Below are 13,309 nucleotides of genomic sequence, written 5' to 3'. Positions count from 1 at the left end.
AGTATTTTAGTGAGACTTGAGATGTGAGATTTGAGATTTGAGACCGTAACTTCATACGCGAGGCCACTAAAAACCCATCAAGCTCCATCGGAGCGGCCGATTTAATAGCGATGGGTTTCAACCCGTCGCATTGGAATTGGAGATTTGAGACAAATAACTCCCAACCCTAAAACCTACACCCTATCACCTAAAACCTATCATTACCCAACAAAAAAAGGGCCTCGCAAAAATGCAAAGCCCTCGTATAATCTATAAAGAAAAATTACTCTACAACAACCTCGAAAGGAACTTGTACCTTAACCTCTTTGTGTAAATTTAAGTTGGCAACATATTCACCAATAAATTTAGGTTCGGTTTCGAACGTAATTCTTCTGCGATCTACCTCAAAGCCTTTGGCCTTTAATGCTTCAGAAATTTGAATGGTATTTACTGCACCAAAAATCTTTCCGCTTTCGCCAGCTTTAGCACCAATGGTAAGCTTAACATCTGTTAAACGTTCTGCTATACCTTGCGCGTCCTTTTTAATCTTATCTTGTTTAAAAGCTGCTTGTTTAAGGTTTTCTGCCAACACTTTCTTTGCAGAAACAGTTGCCAATGCACCAAAACCTTTTGGGATTAAATAGTTACGACCGAAACCGGGTTTCACCGTAACTAGATCATCTTTTTCGCCTAGGCCTTTAATATCTTGTTTTAATATAATTTCCATATCTACTTAGCCTCCTATTTTAATTGATCTGCAACATAAGGCAACAAACCAATGTGGCGAGCGCGTTTTACCGCTTGGGCCACTTTGCGTTGAAACTTTAAAGAAGTACCTGTTAAACGTCTAGGCAATAACTTACCTTGTTCGTTTATAAACTTCATTAAAAAGTTTGCATCCTTATAATCGATGTACTTGATACCATTTTTCTTAAAACGGCAATATTTTTTACGATTGTCCTCTACTTTAGGGGCGGTTACGTATTGTATCTGTTCTCTTGCCATTACGCTGCTACCTCCTTAGGTTTTTTATTAAAAGCACCACTACGCTTCTTCTCATTATAAGCAATGGCATGTTTGTCTAACCTTACGGTTAAAAATCTCAACACACGCTCATCGCGTTTTAATTGAAGCTCTAATTTGCCGATCAATTCACCGTCTGCTTTATACTCGGTTAAATTGAAAAATCCGTTTGTCTTCTTTTCAATCGGATACGCTAATTTTCTCAAACCCCAACTATCTTCTTGGATAATTTCGGCTCCGCTATCAGTAATGATACCTACAAATTTGGCCATAGCCTCTTTTGCAGCTTCGTCTGATAACAACGGGGTTAGAACGATAACAGTTTCGTACTGATTCATTGTTAATTGATTGATTATTTGTTTATTCCCGATACAATTCGGGCTGCAAATGTAGCGATATTTTTGGTTAAATCAAACTGGATGAAAAAGAATGAAACTGAAGCATAAAGCTTAAAGCAAAAAGACCAAAGTCTAAAGCAGAAAGCTTAAAGCTTAAAGTCTAAAGCAGAAAGACACAACCGCCTAAAGGAGTCGTCACTGCAAGGCACGAAGCAGTCTTAAACAGAAAATTAAACATACAACGCCAAGGATAATAACCTCCACGTCTGTGTGTCCTTTGCGAGATCCTCTGCGCCTTCTGTGGTTACAATAAAAAGAACTAGAAAACCAAGCAAAAAGTGCCCCTCGGTTGCTGAAAATACAATCATAAAGAACACGGAGAAAATCGCATAAAGAGCGCAAGAAATAACCTCCAACCCTTTGTGATCTTTATAAAAACCTTAGCGCGCTGTGGTTACAATAAAAAGAATTAGAAAACGCTCAGACCCTGCTAAAAAACTCCTGCAGCCCCGTGTTCCGCTGTAGGTTTATTTTTTTCGGAAGAAAAAATAAACGCTGCCGCTACACCCGGGTTTAGAAACAAAGGCTTCTGCAAACCAACCTAAAACCTCGCAATCGCCGCAAAAAAGGCTATTCTACTTTTTTTAAGAGAAATTTTCTATTTTAGTAAAAAAAGAACTTGTGAAGAATACCAAAGCAGATAGTCAACATTATTCTAAGGAAGAATTAAAAAACTTAAAAATAAATTTAAGCAGCAACATGTGCTTTACTGGCTTTTATTGTATCATGGAAGTGTTACTGTGGCTATTAATCATTAGCATATTTTTAGATAGAACGAGTTCAGATGGATGGACTGTTTTTTCAGTTCTTTTTTTGGTAGTTGGTCTTTTAATGTTTGTAGCAGCAACTATTTATCATTTTAAAAAATTCTTTCGGCAAATGTCGCTGTTTCGAGAATTAATTAGACTGTCTAGAAATAACTAAATTAGAGAACTTTACCGTTTTCTTGATTGTAAATTAAATTTTACCAGACTTATTAGAAAATCAAATTTTAAACTTATAACTATGGCGACTGTAAATACTTATCTAACTTTTAACGGCAATTGCGAACTTGCTTTTAAATTTTATCAAAGTGCTTTTGGCGGCGAGCTAAAAGACTTTAACAGGTTTGGAGATATGCCGCAGCAAGAAGGTGCAGCCGAAGATAAAAACAAGATTATGCATGTTAATTTGCCCATCAGCGCAGAAACCACGCTTTACGGCAGTGATTCCATTGATGGCTTTAGCCCGCCACTTGTTATTGGCAATAATTTTTCGATTTCTATTGCAGCCAGCTCTAAAGAAGAAGCCGACGACTTGTGTACCAAACTTTCTGCCGAAGGAACAGTAACCATGCCATTGGCAGATACTTTTTGGGGCGCTTATGTTGGTATGTGGACAGACCAGTTCGGCATCAATTGGATGGTAAATTACGATAAGCCAACGGCATAAAGTCTAACAAAACGAAAAGATATGAACAGACAATTAGCAACGGTAGCAATTTTAATTTTTGCCTCGCTTACAGCTGATGGACAGACAAAACAAAATAATCATGCTTTTAATTCAAGCTTTATAAACATTAACAAGCTAACGGTTTTCCAATTTATTGACCTACTTAAAATTGATAAAGAAAATTCGAAAAAAACTCATATTTTGACCATTGTTGGAGTGCGAACTTCTGAGAATTGGCTAAAAGACAAGGATATTGACAGCTTGATGAACTTAATAAGCTCGACAGCGCCTGCAAAATGTGTGATGAGCGCTCTATGCTCTTATGCACCTTTAAGTGACATTTCGACAATTGGTGGGCAAGTTATGGACATCATAGAGGCATACAAAGACAACAAACAATATCCAACTTTTTTAACAAGTTGCGCAAAAACAGACGCGAAACGAGTTGAAAAAATAAAGCTATGGTGGAATGGACAGAAAAAATAAAAAGTAGTGCTAATGTGTAAGGATGTCAGACTTTTAAATTATATTACAAAAAATCAATCCATAAAACCGATTTTTCAACATTTGCCATCACCACGTTCCTACTCAATAAAATTTTCTTAATTTCGTACCGATGGAAAATTTTATTGTTTCAGCGCGCAAATATAGGCCGGCAACCTTCGAAACGGTTGTTGGTCAGCAACATATTACCGGAACGTTAAAAAACGCCATCAAAAATAACCAATTGGCGCAGGCATTTTTATTCTGTGGTCCGCGAGGCGTTGGCAAAACTACCTGTGCAAGAATTTTGGCAAAAACCATTAATTGCACCAATCTGGGTGCAGATGTAGAAGCCTGCGGAACTTGTGAAAACTGTCTTTCTTTCCAAAATGGCAACTCTTTTAATGTACATGAATTAGATGCTGCTTCTAACAATTCTGTAGATGACATTAGAAGTTTAATTGAACAAGTTCGCATCCCGCCGCAGGCCGGAAAATATAAAATTTACATTATAGATGAGGTGCACATGCTTTCTGCTAGTGCTTTTAATGCGTTTTTAAAAACTTTAGAAGAACCCCCACCTTATGCAATTTTTATCCTCGCCACAACAGAAAAGCACAAGATTTTGCCAACCATTTTGTCGCGTTGCCAAATTTTCGATTTCAATAGAATCCAGGTTGATGACATTGCAACACACTTGGCTGTTATCGCAGAGCGAGAAAACATTACTGTGGATGCAGACGGACTACATATCATTGCGCAAAAAGCTGATGGTGGTTTGCGAGATGCACTTTCTATGTTTGATCAGATTGCGAGTTATTCTAATAAACAGATCACCTACAACTCGGTAATAGACAACTTAAATATTTTAGATTACGACTATTTCTTTAAGCTAACCGATTATTTAAATCAAGCCGCAGTAAGCGAAACCTTATTGTTATTTGATGAAATTTTGAATCACGGGTTTGATGGCAACAATTTTATAAACGGGTTGGCAAGCCATTTTAGAAATTTATTGGTAAGCAAAGATGCGACAACCGTGAAATTACTGGAGGTAAGCGAAAACATAAAAAAGCGCTATTTGCAGCAAGCACAGCAAACAGCTCTTTCTTTTCTGTTAACCGGTTTAAACCTCGCCAATAATTGCGACCTCAATTATAAAACATCTAAAAATCAGCGGTTGCAGGTAGAGTTGGCCTTAATTAAAATGTGCCACATTAAAGAAGCAGTCAAATTAGCTCAACAACCCATTGCTAACTCTCAAACATCGGCGGACGAAAATCCGGATAAAAAAAAAACGATTAGCGTAACTGAGGGTGAGGCTAAGGCTGAAAGAATAAAGAGCAAAGACCAAAGCGAAAGTGAGCCCAGAAACGACCAACGACCAACGACTAACGAGGTTGAGGCTGAGATTAAGGCTGAAAGACTAAAGACCAAAGACCAAGGCGAAAATAAGGTTGAGGCCGAGATCAAAGTTGAAAGACTAAAGACCAGAGACCAAAGCGAAAGTGAGCCCAGTAACGACCAACGACCAACGACCAACGAGGTTGAGGCTGAAAGACCAACGACCGACGAAAACAACTCTTCTAGCACCTCTATAAAAATAAAAAAACCGATTAATGCGGTTAGCTCGCTTATTCCATCCCTTACCGATTTGCAAAAAGTTGTCGGTGGCGACGAAGCGGAGGAACCAAAAAAAATTACTGGAGAAACTAGAAATCCATTTAGTGCCGAAAGGCTATTTGAGGTTTGGAGCAATTATGCCACTCAATTAAAAGCCGACGATAAAATAAATCTTTACACCATTCTAAATAGCTTTCCGCCGGTTTTAAAAGAAAACCATGTAATTGAAGTTTTTGTGGAGAGCAAAACCCAAGAAGAAATGGTTCAAAAAGGTTCGATAGACCTGCTTAACTACCTTAGAAATACCTTAGATAATTTTGGCATAGAAATTATCTACAAGCGTAGCGAACGTAAAGTAGAAAATCGACTTTATGGCAATAGGGAAAAATATGATTACCTGGTTGCCAAAAACCCAAAGTTGGATGAGATGCGGCGGAAGTTTAATTTGGATGTGAGTCCTTAAAAAAATTCGTCATTGCAAGGAACGAAGCAATCTGTTATGCCATGAATATTGTTTGATTGCTGCCAAGTAATGTCCTGCAATTTATCTAACCAAAAAAACTCCTCTTTAATCATGAGTGCATTATCAATTGCCTCAAAATAACCACCCCAGTAAGGTGTTTATAAAATATGATGGAAAATTCCCCTCTTTCATAGCGGTCATCACAGACGCGGGTGTTCAACTAAAAGTTAGTCCACTAATAATTAATATTTTAAAAACGCATAAATACAACTACGAGCTCTACTTTGCGTAAGTTTTGGAAACGCCAGAAGAGTTTAAAAACAAAAACCCCAAACCAATGTATACATCAGCTTGGGATTTTAACAACTTCAAAACGGAAAGTTATTTCTCATCATTTTTTGGATAACCTTCTTCATCCAAATCTGCTCTATCATCTTCTGGTGTATGAGCGAGGGCTTCATCGTTTTTGCCAACCTTTACGCTTTGGCCGCTGTCTACATGCATACCCAATTCCTCTAATTCATCGTCTGCAATTTCAGCTTTATCGGCATACTCATCGCCGATGTAAGGATTAGAATTATCATACGTAGAATCATCGTCTTTTGCACCTTGCGCTACAGTTTCGTATCCCATTGGGTGATCGTATTCTTTGTTCTCTCCCTTTACATCAAGCTCATAACTCTGCTTGTGCTCATCGTAAGCTAAGTTTTCCTTATTTACCTCAGTGCCTTCTGTAGTGCTCTTTAATTTATCTTGCGCTTGTTTTTTATGATCGTTTTCCATAACAATATGTTCTAGTTTTCATTAACAAACAGTCGATATACACTTTGGTTTTAAAAACCTTGTTCTAAAGCGACACCAATAATCTCCAAAAAGAGCAGCACCTTTTTACAAACCTGCAATTGCTGCATTAAATGTTTCACTCGGCCGCATCGCTTTACTTCCCAATTCATCATTTGGATTATAATAACCACCAATATCTTGAGGTTTACCTTGCGCACCGATTAATTCTGCAGTAATCTTATCTTCATTCTCCTTTAAAAATTTTGCAAAGGCCGTAAATTTTTGCTGCAAATCTATATCCTTAACCTGCGATGCCAACGCTTCTGCCCAGTAAAGTGCCAAATAAAAATGCGATCCACGGTTGTCTAACTGCCCAACTTTGCGAGCAGGAGATTTATCATTTTCCAAAAATTTATCTGTTGCATTGTCTAAGCATTCTGCTAACACCAATGCTTTTGGATTGTCTAGCGTTTGGCCCAAATGTTCTAAGGAAGCAGCCAAGGCTAAAAACTCTCCAAGCGAATCCCAACGGAGATAACCTTCTTGTAAAAATTGTTCTATATGTTTTGGCGCAGAACCACCCGCACCTGTTTCGAATAATCCGCCACCATTCATCAAAGGCACAATCGACAACATTTTTGCCGAAGTACCTAATTCTAAAATTGGGAAAAGATCTGTTAAATAATCGCGAAGTACGTTCCCGGTAACAGAAATGGTATCTAATCCTTTACGCAATCTTTCTAAAGTAAATTTAGTTGCCGCTATTGGCGATAATATGCGAATGTCTAAATTTTTGGTATCATGCTGAGGCAAATAGGTATTTACTTTTGCGATCATTTCCCTATCGTGTGCACGGTTCTCATCCAACCAAAAAATAGCTGGCGTGTTAGATAACCTCGAACGGTTTACCGCCAATTTTACCCAATCTTGGATGGCTGCGTCTTTTGCTTGGCACATGCGAAAAATATCGCCTTTGGCAACTTTTTGATCAAAAAACACCTTTCCATCTGCATCGCTTACCTGGATTGTGCCTTCGCCTTTGGCCTGAAAAGTTTTATCGTGCGAGCCATATTCTTCTGCCTTTTGGGCCATTAAACCAACGTTTGGCACCGAACCAATGGTGGTTACGTCGAACGCGCCGTTTGCCTTACAATCTTCTATGGTGGCAGTATATATCCCTGCGTAACTTCTATCTGGAATTAATGCAATGGTATCTTGTAATTTTCCTTCTGCATTCCACATTTGGCCAGAACTACGGATCATTGCTGGCATAGATGCATCTACAATTACGTCAGATGGAACGTGCAAATTGGTAATTCCCTTATCAGAATTTACCATGGCTAATTGGGCGCTATCGCGCATCGCAGCCGCAAGGGCATCAATTACCTCTTGTTCTTTTGCATTCCCTTTTATCTTTGCATATACATCACCCAATCCGTTGCTCGTATCTACGCCTAGTGTTTTAAACAATTCTGCGTATTTGATAAAAACGTCTTTAAAATAGACTTCTACAATAGCACCAAAAATAATGGGATCAGAAACCTTCATCATGGTTGCCTTTAAATGTGCAGACAATAAAACACCTTCACTTTTTGCTACCGCGATTTCTTTTGCCACAAATTCCTTTAGAGCCGAAATGCTCAAAGCAGAGCAATCTATCACTTCGCCCGCTTTAAGTGGCGCAAGCTTTTTTAAATTTTCTACCTTTCCATCGGCAGATATAAAATCTATTTTAAATTGTGTTGCCTCTTTTACGGTAACAGATTTCTCAGAGCCGTAAAAATCGTGTGCAGACATACTCGCCACTCGTGTTTTAGAATCTGCCGACCATGCTCCCATACTGTGTGGATGCGCTTTAGCATAATTTTTAACAGCACGTGGTGCTCTCCTATCTGAATTGCCTTCCCTTAAAACTGGATTTACCGCAGAACCTAAAACTTTGCCATATTTTGCCTTAATATCTTTTTCTTCATCGCTTTGCGCGTTTTCTGGAAAATTTGGAATTTTATAGCCTTGAGATTGCAACTCTGCAATGGCTTCTTTTAATTGCGGGATAGACGCCGAAATATTTGGCAACTTAATAATGTTGGCTTCTGGAGTTGTGGCTAACGCTCCTAATTCTGCCAATGCGTCTCCAACCTTTTGATCTTCTGTTAAAAGACCAGAAAAATTAGCCAAAATTCTATTTGCTAAAGAAATATCTCTACTTTCTACATCGACATTTGCATGAGCTGTAAATGCCTGTATGATAGGAAGCAAAGAATAAGTGGCCAACATTGGGGCCTCGTCTGTTTTGGTGTAAATTATTTTTGATGGATTTGACATGCAGCTTAATATTAATTGAAAATGTAAAAAAAACGATCCTATCTGTTAAACAACTTAAAAATCGGCTAAAGATAATGGAAACTAGCTAAATTTTGAACATTAGTGTGTTAAAAGAGAAATCAAAGGTCAGAAATTGGAAATCAGACATTTTACTCTAGAAATAAATTCATCATGCACAATGCTTGTCTGGCAAGTTTTTTAACCTCGACAAACATGTGGCATTAAGTTTTTGACAAATTGCCTAGCCCGATTGTCTTTGCAAGGCACGAAGCAATCTCAAAAAAGAAATTAATAGCTATATAAAATTACAACTAGCGAAAACCCACAGCCACAAAACCTCTAAAAACTTAACGCTACAGTTAAACTCTTTGCCTTATCTTTGCAAAAAATCCATTATGCGAATTATATTCATCGGCTTAGTCGCCATAATTTTAACATCTTGTAAGATTGTGCAGAACAAAACAAATTTTCATAAAAATGTGGTCGTGGCTCATCGTGGCGCCTGGAAAACTTTAGGTTTGCCACAAAACTCCATCGCCTCCTTAAAACAAGCAATAAAATTGGGGTATCGGGGTTCTGAATTTGATGTTAGAATGACCTCAGACGACAGCTTGGTAATTCATCATGACCCAGATTTTAACAACCTAGAAATTGAAAAAACTACTTTTGCCGAACTGCGTAAATTTAAGTTAAGCAATGGAGAAGAACTACCTACGCTGCACGAGTACCTTTCTGCAGGGCTAGCGAACAACTCTGGCACCATGCTGGTTTGCGAAATAAAACCTTACGATGGTGGTGCAGAACGGGCCGATAAAGTGGCCACTAAAGTAGTGCAAACGGTAAAAGACCTTAATGCGCAAAAATTGGTGGGCTACATCAGTTTTGATTACAACATCTTAAAAAAAGTACATCAACTAGATCCAAAAGCTACCACACAATATTTAGAAGCGAACAAAACGCCTGAGGAAGTCGCCGCAGATGGCCTAACGGGTGTTGATTATTATTTTACGGCGTTCCAAAAAAACAAAGACTGGATTTCTATGGCGAAAAAGAAAGGCATCACCCTAAACGCTTGGACGGTTAATAATCCAGAAGATATGGATTGGTTGTTAAAAGATGGCTTCGATTTTATCACCACCAATGAGCCCGAACTACTTTTGAGCAAGGAAAAAGCGCTAAAAAAATAATTTTATAAATTTCCTCATCCTTTTAATATCGAACCCGATCAACAGCGTATGCAATTAAATTTAGCTCGGTTTTTCGCAATTACCGTCCTTTTCTTCTCGCTTTGCGAAAACATTTCTGCGCAAACTCTGCCTGTAGATTCTGCAAAAAAGCTTCACGAAGTTACCGTAAAAGGCTATTACAACCAAGAACCGCTTATTCGTTCTACTGCGGCAGTTAGCATGTTAGATAGTGGTACGCTTAAAAACGAAAATACAACATCGTTGGTTGGTGCATTAAATACAATTGCAGGCGTACGAATGGAAGAACGCTCTCCAGGAAGTTATCGGTTATCCTTGCGCGGCAGTTTGCTTCGTTCTCCTTTCGGGATAAGAAACGTAAAGATTTACATTGATGATTTTCCCCTAACGGATGCAGGAGGAAATACTTATCTAAATCTATTAGATCTAAACTCTATTGGATCGATGGAAATTTACAAAGGCCCGGATGGGAGTATATTTGGTGCCAATACAGGTGGCGTTGTGCTTATCAATCCAAAATCTAACCAAAATAATGCTACAGAAATTGGCCTTTCTGGTGGGTCGTATGGATTATTTTCGCAGCATGCAAATGTGCAACGTACCTTCAAAAATTATCAATTCAGCATTTCCGAAGCTTACCAACGGAGCGATGGTTACAGGCAAAATAGTGCCATGGACAGAAAGTTTATCCAAACTACGCAGCGTTGGCAATACAGCCCAAAAGCAAACCTCCATGCGCTAATTTTTTACAGCGATTTAACCTATCAAACACCTGGTGGATTAACAGCAAGCCAATTGGCAGAAAACCCAAAGTTTGCGAGACAGGCTACCAAAACGTTGCCCGGCGCTATCGAACAACAAGCAGCCATTTACAACAAAACCATTTTCGCAGGGCTTTCAAACAGTTACCAATTTAACAAAAACTTTAAGCATGTTTTGGCAGTATTTGGCTCATATACCGATTTCAGAAATCCTTTTATTACCAACTACGAAAAACGTTTTGAAAACACATTGGGATTGAGGACTTTTCTGGATTACACAAAATTGTTTCAAAATAATCGTGTAAACGCTCAGCTTGGAGTAGAAAGTTCGCAAACTGGAAGCGAAATTAGAAACTTCGACAACAACAAAGGCGCACCAGCGGCTATACAAGCGTTTGACAATTTAAAGGCAAGCCAAACTTTTGCCTTCGTAAAATTAAAGGTAGATGTAAATAAAAAACTTTTAATGGAGCTTGCTAGCAGTTTAAATTTTTACCGTTACAATTATGAAAGCCTTGCGCCAGTAGCCATCGCAAAACAAGAAAATAAATTTAAACACCAATGGATGCCAAAAGCTGCGGTGTCTTATTTATTTACAAACAAGTTGGCCATTCGCGCAACTGCTGGTCGCGGGTATTCTACACCTACCATTGCCGAGGTTCGATCGTCTAATAACGAAATAAACGCAAATCTGCAAGCAGAACTCGGTTGGAATTACGAAACTGGAATTAGGTATCAGACGGACAAATTCTACCTAAACGCAAATTTATTTAGGTTTAATTTAGCAGACGCCATTGTTAGAAGGCTTGATGCAAATGGCAATGAATTTTTTATAAATGCAGGCGGAACAAGTCAGCAAGGTTTAGAGTTTGAAGGCTCTTTTGTTTTATTGAAAAAAGCAGACGGCTTTTTAAATTTGCTCAAATTAGCATCTAGTTACACCTTAAACCATTTTAAGTTTACAGATTTTAGTGATGGCACAAATAATTATGGTGGAAATAATTTAACTGGTGTGCCCAAAAACGTTTGGGTAAACAGTGTTGACCTTGGTTTTAAAAAAGGCTTCTACCTTTTTGTCCAAAATAATTTTACCGATAAAATCCCGCTAAATGACGGCAACTCGGCTTATGCAAAAAGCTATAACCTGTTAGATGCGAAAGCAGGAATGAGAGGTAAACAGGTTTTTGGCGGCCGCTTAGATTTTTACATTGGCATAAATAACATCCTCAATCGCAAATATAGCTTAGGAAATGATTTGAACGCATTTGGTGGAAGATATTATAATCCATCTGCCACCGTTAATATTTATACAGGAATTAATTTGGCATTTTAAATGCATCGGGTTAAAACCCGACGCTAGAATTTCGGCCGAGCCGATTGCTCTTTTGAAACCGCACGGAATCATTCTTGTGAAGCACTGCCTGTCCCGAAACTTCGGGAAAGCAATGTTATCTTTGCGTCGATAACGTAATTTGGGCAAAAACAATAAATGAATATCACCACTTTCAATTCTTTTAAAAGCAGAAACTACCGCTTATTCTTTGCTGGGCAATCTGTATCGCTTATAGGCACTTGGATGCAGAAAACTGCGGTAAGTTGGATCATTTATTCCATTACCGGTTCTAAATTTATGCTTGGGGTTTCTGTATTCGCAACGCTGTTTCCAACTGCAATATTTTCTCTATATGGTGGCATCATCGCCGATAGATATAACAGATACCGCGTATTGCTTATCACCCAAGTGATCTCTTTGCTGCAAGCTGTGCTGCTTACACTTGCAATCATTTTCTTTAGGCAAGACGCCGTTTGGTGGATTATTGGCCTGAGCGTTATGCTAGGCATTGTTAACGGTTTCGATGTGCCCGCTCGACAGTCGCTGGTAAGAGATATGGTAGATAAAGATGAAGATTTGCCAAATGCATTAGCGTTAAATTCTTCTATGGTCAATCTTTCTAAACTTATTGGCCCTGCACTTGCCGGCTTTATTTTAGAAAGTTTTGGAGAACAAGTATGCTTCGGCATAAACGCCGTAAGTTTTATAGCCGTTATCGTTTCGTTGTTGTTTATGCATTTAGATAAGTCGAGGACTAAGCCAGGCATCAAAAGAGATTTGAGGAAAGAATTTTCGGAGGCTTACCAATACATTAAAAATACCGCAACCATCAGCTCGGTTATTGTTTTTGCGGCCATGATAAATTTATTTGCGTTGCCCTTTTCTACGCTCACGCCCGTTTTTGCCAAAGATATTTTTAAGGGAAATGCGTCAACTTTTGGGGTAATTGATGGTTTTGTTGGCCTCGGTGCTTTTATCGGTGCACTTTATCTTGCCTCCTTAAAAAAAGATACAGATTTAAGCAAAATCCTAGCGAGAAGTACCTTTATTTTTGGAACGGGATTAATGCTTTTTTCTTACACCACCTTTTTCCCGCTCGCACTTGCATTCCTAATTTTTACCTCTTTTGGTATGATGGCCATCGTTACGCTCACCAATACCATCATCCAACTGATTGTGCCCCATGAGCTGCGCGGCAGAATAATAAGCGTTTTTGTGATGGTGCTTACCGCCATGGTGCCTATTGGAAGTTTGCTAGTCGGCTCCATTTCTCACTACATTGGTGTAGAGAACACCGTTTTGGGGGAAGGTATTATTGCCATCATTGTAGCTTTCTTTTATAACAGTTACCTTAAAAAACAAAAATTAAAGGCACAGCAAATTCCGGTTACCCCGAACGCGAAGGAAGCAGCTTTTACTCCAGTTTAATTGCAACATCATTTTAATTCTAATTTTAATTGCTGATAAGTACTAAAATGTTTTTGGGCGTTTTTACACGTGCT

At 38.6% G+C, this 13,309-nt stretch carries 12 protein-coding genes; 7 read left to right on the top strand and 5 right to left on the bottom strand.

All coding sequences use genetic code 11. From position 1 onward, the window contains the following. Positions 1 to 262: 262 nt before the first annotated feature. The 3 genes from rplI to rpsF are packed head-to-tail and all read right to left on the bottom strand — an operon-like array spanning position 263 to position 1,340. Complete coding sequence (gene rplI, locus ABIB40_RS04210) at positions 263 to 706, bottom strand: 50S ribosomal protein L9 (protein ID WP_354356285.1); 444 nt, start codon at positions 704 to 706, stop codon at positions 263 to 265. 14 nt (positions 707 to 720) lie between these two features. Continuing rightward, a complete protein-coding gene (gene rpsR / locus ABIB40_RS04205) occupies positions 721 to 984 on the bottom strand; it encodes a 30S ribosomal protein S18 (RefSeq protein WP_354356283.1) in 264 nt (87 codons plus the stop codon). Then, the gene (rpsF, locus tag ABIB40_RS04200) at positions 984 to 1,340 is read right to left on the bottom strand and encodes a 30S ribosomal protein S6 (RefSeq protein WP_354356281.1); all 357 of its coding nucleotides are present in this window, start codon (positions 1,338 to 1,340) and stop codon (positions 984 to 986) included. Before rpsF ends, rpsR begins: the two co-directional genes overlap by 1 nt. 681 nt (positions 1,341 to 2,021) lie before the next feature. Here rpsF and ABIB40_RS04195 point away from each other — a divergent pair. The 4 genes from ABIB40_RS04195 to ABIB40_RS04180 all read left to right on the top strand — a co-directional run bounded on the left by ABIB40_RS04195 (position 2,022) and on the right by ABIB40_RS04180 (position 5,400). Continuing rightward, complete coding sequence (locus ABIB40_RS04195) at positions 2,022 to 2,324, top strand: hypothetical protein (protein ID WP_354356279.1); 303 nt, start codon at positions 2,022 to 2,024, stop codon at positions 2,322 to 2,324. Between the two features lie 81 nt (positions 2,325 to 2,405). Then, positions 2,406 to 2,831 (top strand): VOC family protein, encoded by a 426-nt coding sequence (locus tag ABIB40_RS04190; protein WP_354356277.1) that lies wholly within the window; start codon positions 2,406 to 2,408, stop codon positions 2,829 to 2,831. 21 nt (positions 2,832 to 2,852) lie between these two features. Then, positions 2,853 to 3,317, top strand: coding sequence for a hypothetical protein (locus tag ABIB40_RS04185; protein WP_354356275.1), 465 nt, complete (start codon positions 2,853 to 2,855; stop codon positions 3,315 to 3,317). Positions 3,318 to 3,447: 130 nt separating this feature from the next. After that, complete coding sequence (locus ABIB40_RS04180) at positions 3,448 to 5,400, top strand: DNA polymerase III subunit gamma/tau (RefSeq protein WP_354356274.1); 1,953 nt, start codon at positions 3,448 to 3,450, stop codon at positions 5,398 to 5,400. A 381-nt stretch (positions 5,401 to 5,781) separates the two neighbouring features. Here the strand turns inward: ABIB40_RS04180 and ABIB40_RS04175 are convergent, their stop codons facing one another. Together ABIB40_RS04175 and ABIB40_RS04170 are read right to left on the bottom strand one after the other, a co-directional pair. Beyond that, the gene (locus ABIB40_RS04175) at positions 5,782 to 6,183 is read right to left on the bottom strand and encodes a hypothetical protein (protein WP_354356272.1); all 402 of its coding nucleotides are present in this window, start codon (positions 6,181 to 6,183) and stop codon (positions 5,782 to 5,784) included. Between the two features lie 105 nt (positions 6,184 to 6,288). Further along, on the bottom strand, positions 6,289 to 8,508 hold the full coding sequence (locus tag ABIB40_RS04170; RefSeq protein WP_354356271.1) for an NADP-dependent isocitrate dehydrogenase: 2,220 nt from the start codon (positions 8,506 to 8,508) through the stop codon (positions 6,289 to 6,291). A 395-nt stretch (positions 8,509 to 8,903) separates the two neighbouring features. Here ABIB40_RS04170 and ABIB40_RS04165 point away from each other — a divergent pair, with 395 nt between their 5' ends. From ABIB40_RS04165 to ABIB40_RS04155, 3 genes are all read left to right on the top strand, one after another. Then, entirely contained in the window at positions 8,904 to 9,695 is a 792-nt protein-coding gene (locus ABIB40_RS04165; RefSeq protein WP_354356269.1) for a glycerophosphodiester phosphodiesterase, read from the top strand. Positions 9,696 to 9,743: 48 nt separating this feature from the next. Then, a complete protein-coding gene (locus tag ABIB40_RS04160) occupies positions 9,744 to 11,807 on the top strand; it encodes a TonB-dependent receptor (protein WP_354356267.1) in 2,064 nt (687 codons plus the stop codon). Positions 11,808 to 11,963: 156 nt separating this feature from the next. Next, a complete protein-coding gene (locus tag ABIB40_RS04155; RefSeq protein WP_354356265.1) occupies positions 11,964 to 13,235 on the top strand; it encodes an MFS transporter in 1,272 nt (423 codons plus the stop codon). Positions 13,236 to 13,309: the final 74 nt, after the last annotated feature.

The organism is Pedobacter sp. UYP30 (assembly GCF_040547165.1).
Taxonomy (GTDB): Bacteria; Bacteroidota; Bacteroidia; order Sphingobacteriales; family Sphingobacteriaceae; genus Pedobacter.
Note: the sequence above shows the minus strand (reverse complement) of the source record. Positions and strands in the feature narration are given on the sequence as shown.